Here is an 18341-nt window from a genome sequence, read left to right on the forward strand (position 1 = left end):
GCATCCCGGGCCAGGATGGATGCCATGACCCTCCCCGCTCTCGACGACCTCCTCGCGACGGCGCGCGTCGTCAGCCTTCCCCTCGCGACCCGCTTCCGCGGCCTCGACACGAGAGAGGCACTGCTCCTGGAGGGCCCTGAAGGCTGGAGCGAGTTCTCCCCCTTCGTCGAGTACGACGACGCGGAGGCCGCGGTGTGGCTCGCCGCCGCGATCGACTTCGGTTGGAACCGGCAACCATCCGCGCAGCGCACCGCGATCCCCGTCAACGCGACCGTTCCCGCCGTGTCCGCCAGCGAGGTCGGCGCCGTCCTGGCCCGGTTCCCCGGATGCCGTACCGCCAAGGTGAAGGTGGCCGAACGCGGACAGGTGCTCGCCGACGACGTCGCACGCGTGCGCGCCGTCCGCGACGCCCTCGGCCCGGAGGGACGCATCCGGATCGACGCCAACGGCGCCTGGAACGTCGACGAGGCCGAGCACGCGCTCCACGACCTCTCGCCCTTCGACCTCGAGTACGCCGAGCAGCCCTGCGCGAGCGTCGCCGAACTGGCCGAACTGCGACAGCGGATCGGCGACTGGGACATCCCGATCGCCGCCGACGAGAGTGTGCGGAAGGCCTCGGACCCGCTCGCCGTCGCGCGCGCGGGCGCGGCCGACCTGCTCGTGATCAAGGCGCAGCCGCTCGGCGGCATCCGGCGCGCCCTCGAGATCGTCGCCGCCACGGGGCTTCCCGCGGTCGTCTCCAGCGCGCTCGACACGAGCATCGGCCTGTCGATGGGGGCGCTGCTGGCGGCCGCCGCGACCGACCTCGACTACGACTGCGGACTGGGCACCGCGGCACTCCTCGCCGCCGACGTCAGCGAGGAGCCCCTGCTTCCCGAAGGTGGCGCCATCCCCGTCCGCCGCGTCACGGCGTCACCGGCCCTCCTCGAGCGGCACGCGGCCTCCGCCGAGCGGCGCGACTGGTGGCTCGCGCGCCTGGGCCGCTGCCGCCGGCTCCTCGACACCGACGCGGGCGCCGGCGCAGACGCAGAGGCAGGCGCAGCGGGCTGAACGCTGCGGGCTACACGGACCTGATCAGGATGCCGGGGGCTCCACGAGCGCTCCGACCAGCCGCTCCAGGCGCTGGTTGAGCACCTCGTTCACCTCCGCCTGGGAACGGCCCTCCAGCGTCGCGCGTGCGCACGTGTCGTCGGAGACGTCCACGAGCAGCTGCGCCGTCTCCTCCAGCGGGAGCCGCAGGCGCAGGCCGAACGATTCCACGACGTGGCCGACGATGTCCTCCACCCGCGACCGGAGCGCGTCGCGCCACGCGAGATAGGCGCCCGCAAGCCGCGGGTCGCGCAGCGCCTGGGTGCGGATCTCGCTCACGAGCTGCGGCTCCATCCGCTCGCCGAGACTCGCGCCGACGACCTTCCGGACGACGGTCGCGGGATCGCGCAGGTCCGTGGGGTCGAGCCCGCGCACGCGCAGCGCCACTTCCTCCAGCTTCGCCTCCGCGAGCTGCCGGATGAGCGCGAGGAACAGCTCGTCCTTCGACTCGAAGTTGGAGTAGAACGCTCCACGGGTGAAGCCCGCCCGCTCGCAGATGGCCTCGACCGACGCGGCATCCATCCCGACCTCGGCGAACACCTCGTGCGCCGCGTCGAGCAGGCGAGCCCGCGTCTGCTCGCGGCGGCGGGATGCCGGGCGCGACTCGAGATCCGTCATCGCGGCTTCCTCTCCGTGTCCGGGTTCACACCAACTCCTCAGCCTTGCGAGTGAGCTCCCTCATACGATACATCTATGTATCGGATACAGCGTTGTATCGAACTGTCCTCACGGATCCGTCCCTGATCTGAACCGGAGCGCTCGTGTCCACTCTCCTGTACTCCCTCGGCCGCTGGTCGTACCGCCACCCGTGGCGTGTGCTCGTGTCGTGGCTCCTCGTGCTGGGCGTCGTCGGCGGTGCCGTGGGAGCCGGGCTCGCGACCGGGTTCATCAAGGGCACCGACAACTCCTTCTCCATCCCCGGCACCGAAGCCCAGGAGGGCATCGCCCTTCTCGACCGCACCTTCCCCCAGGCCAGCGGCACGAGCGCGCAGCTCGTCATCGTCGCCCCCGAGGGTGATCGGGTCGACGAGGCGCCGGTCTCGGGGATCATCGACGACGCGATCGACGACCTCGAGGGCCTCGACGGGGTGCTGGCCGTCACCGACCCCTTCGACGAGATGGTCACGGGCCTCGTGTCCGACGACGGGCAGGCCGCGATCGTGCGCCTGCAGTTCGACGGCCAGGCCACCGACGTCTCCGCCGAGACGAAGGCGGCACTCACCGACGTGGCCGCACAGACCAGGGAGGCGATGCCCGCGGGCTCGCAGGTCGCGATCGGCGGCGACCTCTTCTCCACGTCCGTTCCCGCGCTCTCCCTCATCGAGGCGGTGGGCGTGCTCATCGCCCTGTTCGTCCTCATCGTCACCTTCCGCTCGATCGCCGTCGCCTGGTTCCCGCTCGCGAGCGCCCTCATCGGCGTCGGCCTGGCGATCGCCCTCATCTACGTGTCGAGCGCCTTCGCGTCGATCTCCTCCACCACGCCCATGCTGGCCCTCATGCTGGGACTGGCCGTCGGCATCGACTACGCGCTGTTCATCGTCGCCCGCCACCAGGACCAGGTGCGGGCGGGGATCGAGCCGGAGGAGTCCGCCGCCCGCGCGACGGGAACCGCGGGATCGGCGGTGGTCTTCGCGGGCGTCACGGTGCTCATCGCCCTCATCGGACTCGGCTTCGCGAACATCCCCTTCCTCACCACGATGGGCATCGCCGCGGCGGGGGCCGTCGCGATCGCCGTCGTCGTCGCCCTCACCCTCACGCCGGCCCTGCTCGGGTTCGCCAAGGAACGCGTCCGCGGGTGGTCTCGCCGCGCCCCCCGCGCGGCCCGTCGCAGCCGGGGCCGCACGGCGCGACCGCGGCGCGGCTTCGCCGAGCGCTGGGTCACCGCCGTCACCCGGCGCCCGATCGTCACCACCCTCGCCGTCATCGTCGGTCTCGGCATCGTCGCGATCCCCGCCGCGAGCCTCCACCTCGCCCTCCCCAACGCGGGCGTCCAGCCCAAGTCCAGCGAAGCCCGCCAGGCCTACGACCTGACGGCGGAGCATTTCGGCCCCGGCTCGAACGGGCCGCTCATCATGACCGGGACGATCGTCACGTCGACCGATCCCCTCGGGCTCATGGAAGACCTCGCCGCCGAGGTCGAGAAGGTTCCCGGCGTACGCGAGGTCGCCCTCGCGACACCCAACGAGACCGCCGACACGGGCCTCATCCAGATCGTCCCCGAGACCGCACCGGACGACCCCGCCACGGCACAGCTCGTCCGCGACCTCCGGGCCCAGCACGACCGTCTGCTCGACGAGTACGGCGTCGACCTGAAGGTCACGGGCTTCACGGCCGTCGGCATCGACATCTCCGACCGCCTGGGCGCCGCCCTCCTGCCGTTCGGCCTCTTCGTCGTCGGGCTCTCCCTCGTCCTCCTCATGATCGTCTTCCGCTCCATCTGGGTGCCGATCAAGGCCGCCGCCGGCTACCTCCTGTCGGTCGCCGCCGCGTTCGGCGTCGTCGCCGCCGTCTTCGAGTGGGGCTGGTTCGCCGATCTGCTGCACGTGACGCGGACCGGGCCCGTCATCAGCTTCATGCCGATCATCCTCATGGGCGTGCTGTTCGGCCTCGCGATGGACTACGAGGTCTTCCTCGTCTCGCGGATGCGCGAGGACTTCGTGCACGCCAACCGCTCCCGCGACGGACGCGCCGAGCGCGCGACGGCGATCGGCGCCGTCCGCAGCGGCTTCACGGCATCCGCGCGCGTCGTCACCGCCGCGGCCGTCATCATGTTCGCGGTCTTCGCGGCGTTCGTCCCCGAGGGGGATTCGTCGATCAAACCCATTGCGCTGGGCCTGGCCGTGGGCATCGCGGTCGACGCGTTCATCGTGCGCATGACGCTCGTCCCCGCCGTCATGGCGCTCCTCGGCGAGAAGGCGTGGTGGATGCCGCGCTGGCTCGACCGTCTGCTCCCCCACTTCGACATCGAGGGCGAAGCGGTCGAACGCGAGCTCGCGCTGGCCGAGTGGCCGGAGGATGCCGCGACGACACCGCTCGTGGGCGAGGGCGTGGGCGTGCGCGCCGACGGCGCCACCGCCGACGAGGACGTCACGGTCTTTGCGGATGCCGACTTCCGCCTGCCCCACGGCGGCACGCTCGTCGCGTCGCACCCCGATCCCCGGGTCGGTCGCACGTTCGCGCTCATGGTCGCCGGACGGGTGGCGCCGAACGAAGGCCGGTTGCGGGTCGCAGGCCACCTCCTGCCGGGGCGTGCGGCCTGGGTCCGCGCTCACGTCGGCGTCGCGCTGCTCGACGGTTCGACCGAGCCGCTGCGGGAGCTCCGGCGCGCGTTGGCCGGCGGCACGCGCCTCGTCGTGATCGACGGACTCGACCTCCTCACCGGCGGCGAGCGCGACCAGGCCGCCGCCCTGCTGCGCGATGCTGCCACCGCCCTGCGCGAGCGCCGCGGCGACGCCGGCTCGCCGCTCACGGTCGTCGCGACCGTGAGACGCGACGGCCCCGCCCTCGACCTCCTCGCCGATGCGCACCGCCCCTCGGTGACGCCGCTCGCGCTCTCCGGGAACGATGCCGGCACCGACTCCCGGCGCACCCCCTCCTCCGACCTCCCCTCCGATCTCTCTTCCGACACGCAGGTGATGCAGTGATGACCAGCTCGACCACCCCCCTGGAGCGCGCCCGCTCCGCCCGCCCCGTGACGTGGGTGACGATCGTGGGCGTGCTGCTGCTGCCCGTGCTCATCGGCGGCATCCTCGTCGCAGCGCTGTACAACCCGGTCGACCGCCTCGACAGCATGCGGGCCGCGATCGTCAACAACGACGAGCCCGTCACGATCGACGATCAGTACGTGCCGCTCGGACGCCAGCTGAGCGCCGGCCTCGTCGAGGGCTCCGACGAGCTCGAGAGCAACCTGGACTGGACGATCTCCAACACCGACGACGCCCGCGACGGCCTCGCCGACGGCACGTACGACGCCGTCATCACGATTCCCGAGAACTTCTCGGCGGCGGCGACCTCCACGGCCCCCGGCGGCACTCCCGAGCAGGCGACGATCCAGGTCGCGACGGCGCCCGACAGCCTCATCGTCGACGACGCCATCACGGCGCAGGTCACGCAGACCGCCGCCTCCGTGCTCGGCCAGCAGCTGTCGGAGACGTACCTCGAGAACGTGTTCCTCGGCTTCACCACCCTCGGCGACAAGCTGGGCGAAGCAGCCGACGGCGCGGGCGACCTCGCCGACGGCGCGGGCAGCGCCGCCGACGGCGCCGTCTCGCTCGCCGACGGCGTCACGAAGCTCGCCGACGGCACCGGACAGTTCGCGTCCGGCATCCGCGACCTGTCGTCCGGCGCCGCGGAGCTCGGCGACGGCGCGGGGGGCATCGCCTCGGGCGCGTCGGGCATCGCCGACGGCACGAGCCAGGTGGCGGGCGGCATCGACGCGCTCGGCGAAGGGGCGGACGCGTTGGGTGACGGCCTGGGAGCGCTGGCGTCCGCCACCTACGACGCGCAGAGCGGGGCGCAGCAGATCGCGGCCGGCGTCGACGGCGGCGCCGACGACCTGCGGGAGGACGGCATCGTCCCCACGGACCTCACCGACCTCGCCGACCAGACCGCCACCACCGCCGCGACCGCGGCCACGGCAGCCAGCGGTGTGGCATCGGGGCTCGACGCCCTGTCGGACCAGTGCCTCGACGCGGGCGCCGACCCCGCCTTCTGCGACCAGCTCGCCGAGCTCCAGACCGCCGCCGACGGTTCGGCGCAGGCCGCAGCGGGCACCGAGACCCTCGCCGGGTACACGTCCGGCGGTCTCGGCCAGTTCGCCGCGGAGGCGCCCGAGGAGCTCGCCGCGCAGCTCACGACGATCGCCGAGTCCGTGCGCACGCTCGGCGCGGGCCTCGGGCAGATCGGTGACGGCATCGACGCGACCGCCAGCGGCGCGGGCGACCTCGCGTCGGGCGCGGGCGAGCTCGCCTCCGGCGCCGGCGACCTCGCCGACGGGGCGCAGCAGCTGTCCTCCGGCGCGGCGCAGCTCTCCGCCGGGGCGGGTGCGTTCGCCGACGGCGCCGCCACCGCCGCCTCCGGAGCCGACGACCTCGCATCGGGCGCCGACGCGGCGGCCAGCGGCGCCGACGACCTCGCCGACGGCGTCGGAAAGCTGGCCGACGGCACCGACGAGCTCGCAGACGGACTGGGGCAGGCGACCGACGGCATCCCGTCCTACACCGACCAGCAGGCCACCGACCTGGCGACGGTCGTGGCGAACCCGGTCGCCGCCGAGGGCATCGGCACGTCGCTGTTCGGCGCGTCGGCGGTGCCGCTCCTGGCGGTGCTCGCCCTCTGGTTCGGATCACTCGGCTCGTTCATCGCGCTGCAGGCCGTCCCGCGCCACGCGCTCAGCTCGCGCCGACCGTCGGCGCTGCTGGCGGCACGCAACCTCGCTCCCGCCGCGGGTATCGGCGCGCTCCAGGGCCTGCTCGTCGCGGGCGTCGTGCAGCTTGCCGCCGGATACGACTGGGGCGACTGGTCGGTATTCGCCGTCCTCGCCGTCGTCGCGGGGGTGGCCTTCGCCGCCGTGAATCAGGCGCTCGTGGCCGTGTTCGGCGGAGCCGGTCGCTGGATCGCCGCGCTCATCGGAGTGCTCGCGGTCGCGACAGGCGTCGTCTCCACGGTGCCGGGCGTCCTGGCATCCGTCGCCGGGCTCATGCCGACCGCGCCCGCCTACAACGCCCTGCTGGCTGCGCTCACTCCCGCCGGCGGAGTAGCGGCCGGCGTCGTGGGACTGCTCGTCTGGGCCGCGCTCGCCTTCGTCGCGACCGTGGTCGCGGTGGCCCGGCGTCGCACGACGAGCGCCCGCGCGCTCCTGGCATCCCCCGCCTGACCCGCGACCGCCCCTGCGCGGATTGCGGTGCAGGGGTGGTGCCGGGGCGGTGCAGAACTTCGGAGATGTGCGCGATGACGGAGCGAACCTGACTCAGGCCCCCGCGATTCGGCACATCTCCGAAGTTTTGCGCGGGGTCGGGCACGCGGGCGCGAGCGCAGGCACGCGGGCGAGGGATGCCGCGGGGCGGCTCAGCTCAGGCCGCTGTAGGCGTGGAGGCCCTTGAAGAACATGTTGACCACCACGAAGTTGAACAGCACGGCGGAGAATCCGACGATCGAGAGCCACGCCGAGCGGGTGCCGCGCCAGCCGCGCGTCGCGCGTGCGTGGATGTAGCCGGCGTACAGCACCCAGATGACGAAGGTCCAGACTTCCTTCGTGTCGAAGCCCCAGTAGCGGCCCCACGCATCGTTGGCCCAGATGGCGCCCGCGATGAGTGTGAAGGTCCAGAAGATGAAGCCCACGATCGCGAAGCGGTAGGCGAGCGATTCGAGCGCGTCGGCACTGGGAATCGTGCGCAGGAAGCGCATCCGACCGGCCGGGGCGTCGTCGGCGTCGCTCTCGCGCGCCGCGACGACCGCGCGCCGCTCCCGGCGGTCCTGCAGCAGCTGCAGCACCGACAGCGCGAACGCGAGGGCGAGGAAGGCGGTGGCGAGGGATGCCACGAACACGTGGATCACGAGCCACACGCTCTTGAGGGGGTCGGCCAGCGGCGTCACGTCGACGTGGAACGCGAGCGCCGCGCCGCCCAGGAAGACGACGATGAGGCCCGTGATGAACGACCCGAGGAAGCGCAGGTCGTAGCGCAGCAGCACGACGAGGTACACGGCGACGATGAGGAGGGTGCCGGTGAGGGCGAACTCGTAGTTGTTCGCCCACGGCACGCGGCCGGCGGCGATCCCGCGGAGCACGTCGCCGCCGAGGTGGAAGAGGAAGCCGAGCACCGTCAGCGACGTGCCGATCCGCGCCCACAGGTACCGCTTGCGCGACGCCAGCGGCGCCTCCAGGTCGGCCAGTGCGGCGGCCTCCTCGGCGCGCACGCGATCGATCGAGCTGCCGCCGCCCGCACCGACGAGCACCCGCTCGGACACGGCATCCTTCGCCTTGACGGCGAGGTCGCTACGGCGCGCCAGATCGATCGCGTAGGCGATGAACGCGAGCGCGTAGATGGCGACGGCCGTCCAGACCAGGAGGAACGAGACGTCTTCGAGTTGCAGGCCGGTGTCGGGCATGCGGTCAGTCTACTTTCGGGTCGGCGGACGAGTCCGCGGGGGAAGCGGCGGAGGGACCGGCCTCGTCGGGCGACGACGCGAGGAGGTCGTCGACGGCGCTGCCGTGACGGCGGGACAGTTCGGCGACGGCAGCCGCGATCGCCGGGTCCTCCCCGCGGGCGAGCCCCGCGTATTCGAGGTGCAGGGAGCGGATGCCGTCGACCTCGACCGGCGTCGCCTTCACCCACATGCGGCGACGGGGGATGAACAGCGCCGCGAGGAGGCCGGCGAGCGCGAGGATCGCGAACACCAGCACGAACGGCGCTCCGACGTCGCGGTGCACCGAGAGCGACACGTAGCGCTTGACCGCTTCCGGCGCACCGTCGGCGGTGGCGTCCTCGAAGGTGACGGTGCCCAGTCCGTTCGGCAGGTCGACCGTGTCGCCGGGGGCGAGTTCGAGGGAGTCCACGTCGATCGCGCGTCCCGTGAGCTGCTCCATGTCGCCCGTGTCGAGCGCGTAGACGGAGCGCGGCGTGCCGTCGTCGATGCCGAGGTCGCCGACGTAGACGTCGAGGGTCAGCACGGGGTTGACCAGGTCGCCGAACGCGGACGTCATCGCCCCGCTGTGGAGGTCGGCGGCGCTCGGATAGAAGAATCCGACGAGCCCCATCTGCTCGGCCAGTCCGTCGGGCACCTTCACGACCCCGAGGGAGGTCATGTTGGCATCCTGCGGGAGGAACTCGACGTCCTCGCGGAAGACGATCTCGCCCTCCGCGTCGCGCACCGTGATGGTCGGCGCGTAGCCGTTGCCCATGAGGTAGATGCGGTCGCCCGCGAGCTCCAGCGGGTGGTTGACGCGCACGACGCCCGGTCGGGGCGCCTGGCCCGGCTCGGTGACGGTGAGGTTCGCCGCGAAGTCGCCCGCCTGCCCTTGGCCGGCCTCCCCCAGCGCCGTGTAGGTGACGTCGAAGCGGTCGAGGGTCAGTGCGTAGGGCGGCAGGTTCTCGACGTCGACGAAACGGCCGGGGTTGAACGACGTGTACCCGAGCCCGATGGAGTTGACGAAGCTGTCGCCCTCGGTGATGACGGTCTGTCCCGTGTAGGTGAGTCCGCCGCCGATCCCGACCGACAGCAGCACCCCGACCAGCGCCCCGTGGAAGACGAGGTTGCCGGTCTCGCGGAGGTACCCGCGCTCCGCGGAGACGGATGCCGTGCCGCGCCCGTCGTAGCGTTCCACGCGGTAGCCGGAGGCCTTCAACTGCGCCTCGGCGAGCTGCACGGCATCGGCCGCGGCCGCCTCGGCCTCCGCGGCGTCCGTGCCGGGCGGGAGCGCGACCGTCGCCTCGGCGTGGTCGTCGAGCCTCGACAGGCGCACGGGCGTGCGCGGCGGACGCGCCTTCATGGCGTTCCAGTGGTGCCGCGTACGCGGGATGACACAGCCGATGAGCGAGATGAACAGCAGGATGTAGATCGCCGAGAACCATGCCGACGTGTACACGTCGAAGAGCTGCAGCTTGTCGAGCACCGGGTACAGGTCGGGGTTGTCCGTGCGCCACTGGGTGACGCCGTTCGGGTCGGCGGTGCGCTGCGGCACGATCGACCCGGGCACTGCCGCGATGGCGAGGAGCAGGAGCAGCACGAGCGCCGTGCGCATGCTCGTCAGCTGCCGCCAGCCCCAGCGCAGCCACCCGACGGGTCCGAGCCGCGGCTGCGAGATCGTCTCGCGGGGGTCGGCGGAGTCGGCGTGATCCGTGTTGTCGGCGTGATCATCGGGCCGCAGGGGGTCGCTGACGTCAGAGCGGGAGCTGGACACTGCCGATCACCCCCGTCAGCGACGACATGACGGCGGTCCACACACCCGTGACCATGAGAAGTCCCAGCACGATCAGCAGCACGCCTCCGACGATGTTGACGACACGGATGTGCCGGCGGAAGAAGGCGGTCGAGCGCGCCGCCCAGCCGACTCCGAGCGCGATGAGCAGGAACGGGATGCCGAGGCCCAGCGAGTACGCCACGGCGAGCACGACGGCCCGCCAGGGGTCTGCCTGCGTCAGCGAGATGGAGAGGATCGCGGTGTAGGTGGGTCCGATACAGGGCGCCCAGCCGATGCCCATCGCGATGCCCAGCAGCGGCGCCCCCACGAGGCCGAGCCCCGAGCGCACCTGCGGCTTGAGCGTGCGCTGGGCGACGCCGAAGACCCCGACGAACACGAGCCCCATGACGATGACGACCACGCCGAGCACGCGCGTGAGGAGGTCGCCGTACTGCAGGAAGAAGCGGCCGAGCGTGCCGGCGAGCACCCCCATCGCGACGAAGACGAGAGTGAAGCCGAGGATGAACAGCGCGACGCCGAGAAGGAGGCGCCCGCGGCCCTCGCGGGCGGGCCGGGCGCTGGTGGCCCCGCCGAGGAAGCCCAGGTAGCCGGGTACGAGCGGGAGGACGCACGGCGAGAGGAAGGAGACGAGCCCCGCGAGCGCCGCGATCGGGATCGCGATCCACAGGGCGCCGTCGAAGACGACCTCGCCGGGATTCACGCCTTCTCCGCCAGCACGTCGTCGACGACCGTGCGGAGGATCGACTCGCTCTGCACCGCGCCGATGAACCGCGCGGCGACACGGCCCTCCGCGTCGAGGACGAGGGTGATGGGCACGGCGCTGAGCGGGGTCCACGAGGCGAACGCGAGCTTCAGGTCGGCGTCCTCGCGCGCCAGCAGCGACGGGTAGGTCACGCCGTACGTCTTCTCGAACGCCGTCGCCTGCTCGGGCCCGTCGTAGATGTTGACCCCGAGGAAGTGGGCACCGGCATCCTTGGTCGCACCCGCGACCGACTCGAGGATCGGTGCTTCCACGCGGCACGGCCCGCACCCGGCGTACCAGAAGTTGAGCACGAGCACGTCGCCCGCGAAGTCGGCGCTCGAGACCGTGGAGCCGTCGACGGCCGTCCCCGTGAAGGTCACAGCCTCGCCACGCTCGTCGGCGGGGATCTCCTGGACGCTGCCGTCGCCGCTCACGTAGCCCTTGTTCGTGCCCTGCTGGTATTGGCCGGCGATGCCCGTGGCGGTGTTCGTGCACGCGGCGAGCGTGACGGCCAGCACGAGGGCGGCGACGGATGCCAGCAGGCGGCGGGGGGTGGAGTTCATCAGACGGCTCCCACATCGACGGCACCAGCGGCGGCGGCCGGCGCGACATAGGCGATCTCGCGCCACCCGTCGCCGTCGCGCTCGAAGGTCGTGACCGACGACAGCGCGCAGCGGCGCTGACGCGGGTCGTGACGCAGCGGCGCCTCGGCCAGCGCGAGGTGCGTGATCCAGATCGGCAGCTGGTGCGAGACGAGCACGACGTCGCCCGCGACGCCGTCGACCAGCGGTGCGGCCTCCGCCGCGTCGCGCATCGCGGCGAGCATGCGGGCGACGACGTCGAGGTACGGCTCGCCCCAGCTCGGGATCGCGGGCGCGCGCAGATGGTGCCAGTTCATCGGGTTCATGAGCGCCTGCCGCATCCGGCGGCCCTCGAAGACGTTCGTCGGCTCGATGATGCGCTCGTCGGTACCCACCGGCAGTCCGAACAGGTCGGCGAAAGGTTCGGCCGACTCCTGCGCACGCTGCAACGGCGAGGCGGTGATCGATGCGATCGGCCGGCCGAGGTCGCGCACGTGCTCCGCGGCGGTCTGCGCCATGCGCCGGCCGTCGTCGCTCAACCGGAAGTTCGGGAGCCGCCCGTACAGCACGCGCTGCGGGTTGTGGACCTCGCCGTGGCGCACGAGGTGGAGGCGTTCGGCGGGCACGACCCCAGTCTACGGCGGCATGATCTGTGGGCGGGCTGGGAGGCGACGCGCCCGGGACGACGACTCCGCGCGGACTCAGGCGGCGTCGAGGTCGGGGCGCCGGTCGCGCAACTGCCGCACGCGGGTCACCACGAACCACGTCACCCCCGCCACGGCGCCGACGATCACGACGTACTGGAGGATGTCGGCGTAGGTCTCCACGACGTGCCAGGACTCCCCCAGGAAGAATCCGGCGAGCACGAAGACCGAGTTCCACACCGCCGAGCCGGCGAGGGTCAACAGCACGAAGCGCCACAACGGCATCCGCACGACTCCCGCGGGGATCGAGATGAGGCTCCGGAAGATCGGGATCATGCGGCCGAAGAACACGGCCTTGCCGCCGTGACGCGCGAACCACGCCACCGTGCGATCGACGTCTTCGACGTGCAGCAGCGGAAGTCGCGCGACGACGGCGCGCAGCCGGCGCAGCCCCAACCATGCGCCGAGTCCGTAGAGGAGCAGGGCGCCGACGACAGACCCCGCCGTCGTCCACAGCAGCGCCTCGACGAGACCGAACGAACCACGGGATGCCGCGAGCCCCGCCATCGGGAGGATGACCTCGCTCGGCAGCGGCGGGAAGAGGTTCTCGGCGGCGATCGCGATGCCGGCCCCCGGAGCGCCGATGACCTCCATCAGGGACACGACGGCGTCGACGAGCGTCGTGAGCCAGGAACCGTCCGCTGCCACCGCCATCCTTCGACGGTACGGGGCGGAGGTTTCCGGAACCTGTGCGGACGCCGAGCAGACGCCCCGCAAGCGGCGGGTCCGACGGCCCGTAGACTGGTCGATCGTGAGTGAACGCGTTCTCGTCAGCCAGCTGCATTCCCGTGAAGACGGCGCCGTCTCGGTGTCCGGATGGGTGGAGACCGTCCGCGATCAGAAGAAGGTGCAGTTCGTCATCCTGCGCGACGAGACCGGCGCGGTGCAGCTCGTGAACCCCGCGACGCGTCCCGACCCGGAGGCCGAGAGCCAGGACGCCGGCGCCCTCGCGCTCACGGCGCTCATCTCCGAGCTGACCACCGGCACGTTCCTCACCGTCACGGGCGACCTCAAGCACGACGAGCGCGTCAAGCTCGGCGGGGTCGAGATCAAGATCGGTGGGCTGGAGATCGCCGCGGCGGCTCTCCCCGAGACCCCGATCGCGGCCGACAGCGGACTCGACAAGCGCATGGACTGGCGCTTCCTCGACCTGCGCCAGCGTCGCAACAACCTGATCTTCCGCGTGCAGACCACCCTCGAGCACGCGATGCGCGGCTACTGGATCGACCGCGACTACATCGAGATCCACTCGCCCAAGCTCATGGCCTCGGCATCCGAGTCCAACGCCGAACTGTTCGAGGTGCCCTACTTCGAGGACAAGACCGCGTATCTCGCGCAGTCGCCGCAATTCTTCAAGCAGATGGCCCAGTCGGCCGGGTTCGGCAAGATCTTCGAGATCGGCGACGTGTACCGCGCCGACCCGTCGTTCACGAGCCGCCACGCGACCGAGTTCACGTCGGTCGACGCCGAGATCAGCTGGATCGACTCCCACGAAGACGTCGCCACGATGCAGGAGGAGCTGCTCCAGACCGCGATCCAGGCGGTCAAGGACAAGCACGGCGACGAGATCAAGGAGCTCTTCGACATCGACGTCGTCGTGCCCGCGGTGCCTTTCCCGCGCATCCCGCTGGCAGAGGCGCGCGAGATCGTGAAGGCGCGCGGGTACGAGATCCCCCGCACCGACGGCGACCTCGACCCCGAGGGCGAGCGTCAGATCTCCGCGCACGTCGAGGAGACCTACGGCCACCAGTTCGTCTTCATCACCGACTACCACCCCGAGATCCGCGCGTTCTACCACATGCGCGACCCCGAGACCGGGCTGACGAAGTCGTACGACCTCCTGTTCAAGGGCGTCGAGATCACGACCGGCGCGCAGCGCGAGCACCGCGTCGACGTGCTCGAGGTGCAGGCGCGCGAGAAGGGTCTCGACCCGGAGCACCTCGCGTTCTACTTCGACTTCTTCCGGTACGGCGCCCCGCCGCACGGCGGCTTCGGCATGGGCCTGGCGCGCGTGCTCATGCTGTTGCTGGGGCAGGATTCCATCCGAGAAGTCACCTACCTCTTCCGCGGTCCCACGCGTCTCGCGCCGTAGCAGAATCCGGATGCCAGGGGTCGCGTCACGCCCACGACCCGTGAGCGTCACCGCAGGTTCACCGGCATCCCGCCGAGTCGTCATCCGGCATCCGTAGTTTCCTCTCGTCCCCGCACGAGCGCGTCGATCGGCGCGTGCGTGCGACACCCGAGAGGAATCACATGCGCAACACCCGTACGCGTCGCCTGGGCGTCGCTCTCGCCCTGACGACGGCCGCGGCCCTCGCCTTCACCGCCTGTGCCGCCGAGGCGGGAACCCCGGGCGCCGGAGGCACCGACGGCGCGGCATCCGCGGACGCGGCGACCGCCACGAGCCTCGCCGACTTCGGCACCCTCGCCGACCTCGAGGCCGCCGCCAAGGCCGAGGGCGCGCTCAACGTCATCGCGTTGCCGCGCGACTGGGCGAACTACGGCGAGATCCTCGACCTGTTCGCCGACCGCTACCCCGAGATCGCGATCAACGAGCAGTCCCCGGACGTCTCGAGCGCCGAGGAGATCCAGGCCGCGAAGACCAACGAGGGCCTCGATACGGCGCCCGATGTCTTCGACCTCGGCCTCACGGTCGCCCTGCAGAACACCGACGTGTTCGCGCCCTACAAGGTCGCCACGTGGGACGACATCCCCGACGCGCTCAAGGAGTCGTCGGGACTGTTCGTCGGCGACTACGGCGGGTACATGTCGGTCGGCTACGACTCGAGCCGCTACGACGAGCCCGCGGAACTCTCCGACCTCCTGGGGGCCGACTACGCGGGTGCCGTGGCCATCAACGGCGACCCGACCCAGGCCGGTGCCGCCTTCGCGGCCGTCGGGCTGGCGACCGTGCAGAACGGCGGGACGCTCGACGACTTCCAGCCCGGCATCGACTTCTTCAGTGAGCTCCAGAAGGCGGGCAACCTGCTGAAGGTCGACGTCACCACCGGCACGATCAGCAGCGGCGAGACCCCCGTCGTCTTCGACTGGGACTACCTCAACGCCACGCACACGTCGACCAACCCGAACTGGAAGGTCCGCGTCTTCGACGGCAGCGGCTACGCCGCGTACTACAACCAGGCCATCAATAAGGACGCTCCCCACCCGGCCGCCGCGCGCCTGTGGCAGGAGTTCCTCTACAGCGACGAGGTGCAGAACCTCTGGCTGAAGGGCGGTGCCCGCCCGGCCCGCATGGATGCCATGACCGCCGCCGGCACGATCGACGCCGACCTCGCGGCGGCCCTCCCGGCCGCTCCGGAGACGACCGTCGTCCCCACCGAAGCGCAGAGCACGGCCGCCGGCACGCTGCTCGGTGAGAAGTGGGCCGCGGCGGTCCAGTGACCTCCGCAGCGCTCGTGGCGACGCCGCGGGACACCCGCCCCGAGGAGGAGCAGGCCGCTCCTCCTCGGGGCGCGGTGCGCACGCGGTCGTGGGCGTGGCTCGGGCTGGTGCCGTTCGCCGTCTACCTGGGTCTCTTCCTCGCCCTCCCCACCGCCCTCGCGATCGGGACCGGCTTCTTCGACCGCGACGGCGCCTTCACCTGGGCCAACGTCTCGGCGCTCGTCGACCCCGTCATCCTGACCACGTTCGCCAACACGACGTGGCTCTCCGCGCTGACGGCGGCCGTCGGAGCGGTGCTGGGAGCGCTCGTCTGCTACGCCGCGCTCGGGCTGCCTTCTACGGGGCTCGTCCGCAGCATGCTCGACGCCGCCGCCGGGGTGCTCGCCCAGTTCGGCGGGGTGATGCTCGCGTTCGTCTTCATCGCCACCATCGGCGTGCAGGGCGTCGTGACCGTGTTCCTGCGCGACTCCTTCGGCGTCGACCTCCAGCCCGGGTCCTGGCTGTACTCGCTGCCGGGCCTCATCCTCCCCTACATCTACTTCCAGGTGCCGCTCATGGTGATCACGTTCCTGCCGGCCCTCTCTGCGCTCAAACCACAGTGGACGGAGGCGAACCTCGTCCTGGGCGGCACCCGCGCGTCGTTCTGGACACGGGTGGGTCTTCCCGTGCTCGCGCCGTCGTTCCTGGCCAGCTTCCTGCTCCTGTTCGCCAACGCGTTCTCCTCGTACGCGACGGCAGCGGCCCTCGCCAGCCAGGGCTCGCAGATCGTCCCCCTTCAGATCCGCGCCGCCCTCACGAGCGAGACGGTGCTCGGGCGGGAGAATCTGGCGGGCGCGCTCGCCCTCGGGATGATCGTGGTCGTCGGCGTCGTGATGGCCCTCTACGCAGCGATCCAGCGCCGGGCGGCGCGGTGGCAGGCATGAGCGTCTCCGACCTCGCTCCGTCCCGCACGACGCGCGCCGTGATCGGGATCGTCGTCGGCATCCTGTTCGCGATCCCCCTGGCATCCACGGTGCTGTACACGTTCCGCGACAGCAGGTCGGGGGGTCTGACGCTCGCCAACTGGACGAGGGTCTTCGATCCGGCCAACACGCAGGTGCTCGGTCCGATCTGGACCGGGCTCGGCAACTCGGTCGTGCTGGCCGTCGTGACCGTGGCGATCGTCCTGCTCCTCCTGCTGCCGACGCTCATCCTCATCGAGTTGCGGTTCCCCCGCCTCGCGCGGCCCTTCGAGTTCCTCGCGCTCCTGCCGATCTCGATTCCCGCGATCGTCCTCGTCGTCGGCCTCGCCCCGATCTACCTGCAGATCGGGCGCACGCTCGGCACGGGAGCGTGGACCCTCGCCTTCGCCTACGGCGTGACCGTGCTGCCCTTCGCCTACCGATCGATCAAGGCGTCGATCGACGCCATCGACGTGAAGACCCTGTCCGAAGCGGCACGATCGCTCGGCGCCAACGGCTTCGATGTCATCGTGCACGTTCTGGTGCCGAATCTGCGCCAAGGTCTCCTGGCCGCGTCGCTCATCTCGGTCGCCGTCGTGCTGGGCGAGTTCACGATCGCCTCGCTGCTCAATCGTCAGGTGCTCCAGACGGCCCTCGTCGTGTCGAACAAGATCGACCCCTACGCGTCGGCGATGTTCACCCTGCTCTCGCTCGCCTTCGTCTTCCTCCTTCTGCTCGTCATCTCGCGCGCCGCCCGCGCGCGTTCCCGAAAGGCCCGTCCGTGACCACCGATTCCCTCGCCGCCGTCACCCCCCGTGCGCTGCCGCGCACGTCCGACAACGCCCTCCTGGCCGATGCGGGCGAGGGGACGAGGGTCGAGTTCCGCGGTGTCGTCAAGGACTACGGAACGACCCGGGTGCTGCACGACTTCGCCCTCGACATCGCCCCCGGCGAGTTCGTCTCCCTCCTCGGACCCTCCGGCTGCGGTAAGACGACCGCGCTGCGCGTGCTGTCGGGCCTGGAGTCTGCGACGGGGGGCGCCGTGCTCCTCGGCGGGCGCGATGTCTCCGGCATCCCGACGAATCGACGGGACATCGGCATGGTGTTCCAGTCGTACTCGCTGTTCCCGCACCTGCGCGTGATCGACAACGTGGCGTTCGGACTGCGCCGACGGCGGGTGGCGAAGCGCGTCGCGGCACGCCGTGCGTCCGACGCGCTCGAACTCGTCGGCCTCGGCCACCTCGCCGACCGCTTCCCCCACCAGCTGTCCGGCGGGCAGCAGCAGCGGGTGGCGCTCGCACGCGCCCTCGTGACCGAGCCCCGCGTGCTCCTGCTGGACGAGCCGCTCTCGGCCCTGGATGCCAAGGTTCGCGTCCAACTGCGCGACGAGATCCGTCGCATCCAGCTGCGACTGGGGATCACGACCGTGTTCGTGACCCACGACCAGGAGGAGGCCCTCGCCGTGTCGGATCGCATCGCCGTCATGAACGCGGGGCGGATCGAGCAGGTGGGGAGCCCAGAGGACCTCTACCTGCGCCCCGCCAGCCCGTACGTCGCGGCGTTCGTCGGGGTTTCCAGCGTCGTGCCCGGCGTCGTCGCCGCCGGCGCCGTACACGTATGGGGCCAGCGGCTGTCGTCGCACTCGCCGGTCGCGGACGGGTCGGTGGACGTCTTCATCCGTCCCGAGAACGTGCGCCTGGTATCCGAGGGCGGTGTGCCCGCCACCGTGCAGGAGACCACCTTCCTGGGCGGGTTCCGCCGCACACTCGTGCGCGCCGCCGACGGCACCCTCTTCACCGTTCAGCACGCCGCCGGCGATCGCGTCGCGTACGACGACCTTGTGCGAGTGACCTTCGCCGAGGTGCCCGTCGTGGTGCGCCCACGACCGGAGGACTGACCGCGCATCGTCAGGCCTCTGGCGGTGCGAGAGTCGGCTCGCTAACGTGTGGCCAGCAGCGGCGA

15 protein-coding genes are annotated in these 18341 nt (G+C 71.4%); 8 read left to right on the forward strand and 7 right to left on the reverse strand.

What is annotated here, in order from left to right; translation table 11 throughout:
* Positions 1–24: 24 nt before the first annotated feature.
* Entirely contained in the window at positions 25–1050 is a 1026-nt protein-coding gene (locus P0Y48_08875; protein WEK12587.1) for an o-succinylbenzoate synthase, read from the forward strand.
* Between the two features lie 24 nt (positions 1051–1074).
* Here P0Y48_08875 and P0Y48_08880 read toward each other — a convergent pair whose 3' ends face one another.
* Positions 1075–1707: a helix-turn-helix domain containing protein gene (locus P0Y48_08880; protein WEK12588.1), complete on the reverse strand. Its 633-nt coding sequence runs from the start codon at positions 1705–1707 to the stop codon at positions 1075–1077.
* Between the two features lie 143 nt (positions 1708–1850).
* On the opposite strand from P0Y48_08880, the gene P0Y48_08885 reads away from it, so the two are divergent.
* Both P0Y48_08885 and P0Y48_08890 read left to right on the forward strand, forming a co-directional pair.
* Entirely contained in the window at positions 1851–4733 is a 2883-nt protein-coding gene (locus tag P0Y48_08885) for an MMPL family transporter (protein WEK12589.1), read from the forward strand.
* Positions 4733–6964: a YhgE/Pip domain-containing protein gene (locus P0Y48_08890; protein WEK12590.1), complete on the forward strand. Its 2232-nt coding sequence runs from the start codon at positions 4733–4735 to the stop codon at positions 6962–6964. Before P0Y48_08885 ends, P0Y48_08890 begins: the two co-directional genes overlap by 1 nt.
* 191 nt (positions 6965–7155) lie before the next feature.
* Here P0Y48_08890 and ccsB read toward each other — a convergent pair whose 3' ends face one another.
* The 6 genes from ccsB to P0Y48_08920 all read right to left on the reverse strand — a co-directional run bounded on the left by ccsB (position 7156) and on the right by P0Y48_08920 (position 12690).
* The gene (ccsB, locus tag P0Y48_08895) at positions 7156–8196 is read right to left on the reverse strand and encodes a c-type cytochrome biogenesis protein CcsB (protein ID WEK12591.1); all 1041 of its coding nucleotides are present in this window, start codon (positions 8194–8196) and stop codon (positions 7156–7158) included.
* 4 nt (positions 8197–8200) lie between these two features.
* The gene (locus P0Y48_08900) at positions 8201–9988 is read right to left on the reverse strand and encodes a cytochrome c biogenesis protein ResB (protein WEK12592.1); all 1788 of its coding nucleotides are present in this window, start codon (positions 9986–9988) and stop codon (positions 8201–8203) included.
* Entirely contained in the window at positions 9969–10709 is a 741-nt protein-coding gene (locus P0Y48_08905; protein ID WEK12593.1) for a cytochrome c biogenesis protein CcdA, read from the reverse strand. Before P0Y48_08905 ends, P0Y48_08900 begins: the two co-directional genes overlap by 20 nt.
* The gene (locus tag P0Y48_08910) at positions 10706–11314 is read right to left on the reverse strand and encodes a TlpA disulfide reductase family protein (protein WEK12594.1); all 609 of its coding nucleotides are present in this window, start codon (positions 11312–11314) and stop codon (positions 10706–10708) included. Before P0Y48_08910 ends, P0Y48_08905 begins: the two co-directional genes overlap by 4 nt.
* A complete protein-coding gene (locus P0Y48_08915) occupies positions 11314–11958 on the reverse strand; it encodes a histidine phosphatase family protein (GenBank protein WEK12595.1) in 645 nt (214 codons plus the stop codon). Before P0Y48_08915 ends, P0Y48_08910 begins: the two co-directional genes overlap by 1 nt.
* 75 nt (positions 11959–12033) lie before the next feature.
* A complete protein-coding gene (locus P0Y48_08920; protein ID WEK12596.1) occupies positions 12034–12690 on the reverse strand; it encodes a DedA family protein in 657 nt (218 codons plus the stop codon).
* Positions 12691–12787: 97 nt separating this feature from the next.
* Between P0Y48_08920 and aspS the strand changes: the two genes are divergently transcribed.
* From aspS to P0Y48_08945, 5 genes are all read left to right on the forward strand, one after another.
* The gene (gene aspS, locus P0Y48_08925) at positions 12788–14128 is read left to right on the forward strand and encodes an aspartate--tRNA(Asn) ligase (GenBank protein ID WEK12597.1); all 1341 of its coding nucleotides are present in this window, start codon (positions 12788–12790) and stop codon (positions 14126–14128) included.
* 161 nt (positions 14129–14289) lie between these two features.
* Positions 14290–15438 carry an ABC transporter substrate-binding protein gene (locus P0Y48_08930; GenBank protein ID WEK12598.1) on the forward strand — a complete coding sequence of 383 codons (1149 nt, stop codon included), beginning with the start codon at positions 14290–14292 and terminating at the stop codon, positions 15436–15438.
* A 74-nt stretch (positions 15439–15512) separates the two neighbouring features.
* Positions 15513–16361, forward strand: coding sequence for an ABC transporter permease (locus P0Y48_08935; protein ID WEK15043.1), 849 nt, complete (start codon positions 15513–15515; stop codon positions 16359–16361).
* Positions 16358–17164, forward strand: coding sequence for an ABC transporter permease subunit (locus P0Y48_08940; GenBank protein WEK12599.1), 807 nt, complete (start codon positions 16358–16360; stop codon positions 17162–17164). Before P0Y48_08935 ends, P0Y48_08940 begins: the two co-directional genes overlap by 4 nt.
* Positions 17161–18276, forward strand: a complete 1116-nt coding sequence (locus P0Y48_08945) for an ABC transporter ATP-binding protein (protein WEK12600.1) — start codon at positions 17161–17163, stop codon at positions 18274–18276. The genes P0Y48_08940 and P0Y48_08945 overlap by 4 nt, the downstream gene beginning before the upstream one ends.
* Positions 18277–18341 lie beyond the last annotated feature (65 nt).

The organism is Candidatus Microbacterium phytovorans, assembly GCA_029202445.1.
Taxonomy (GTDB): domain Bacteria; phylum Actinomycetota; class Actinomycetes; order Actinomycetales; family Microbacteriaceae; genus Microbacterium; species Microbacterium phytovorans.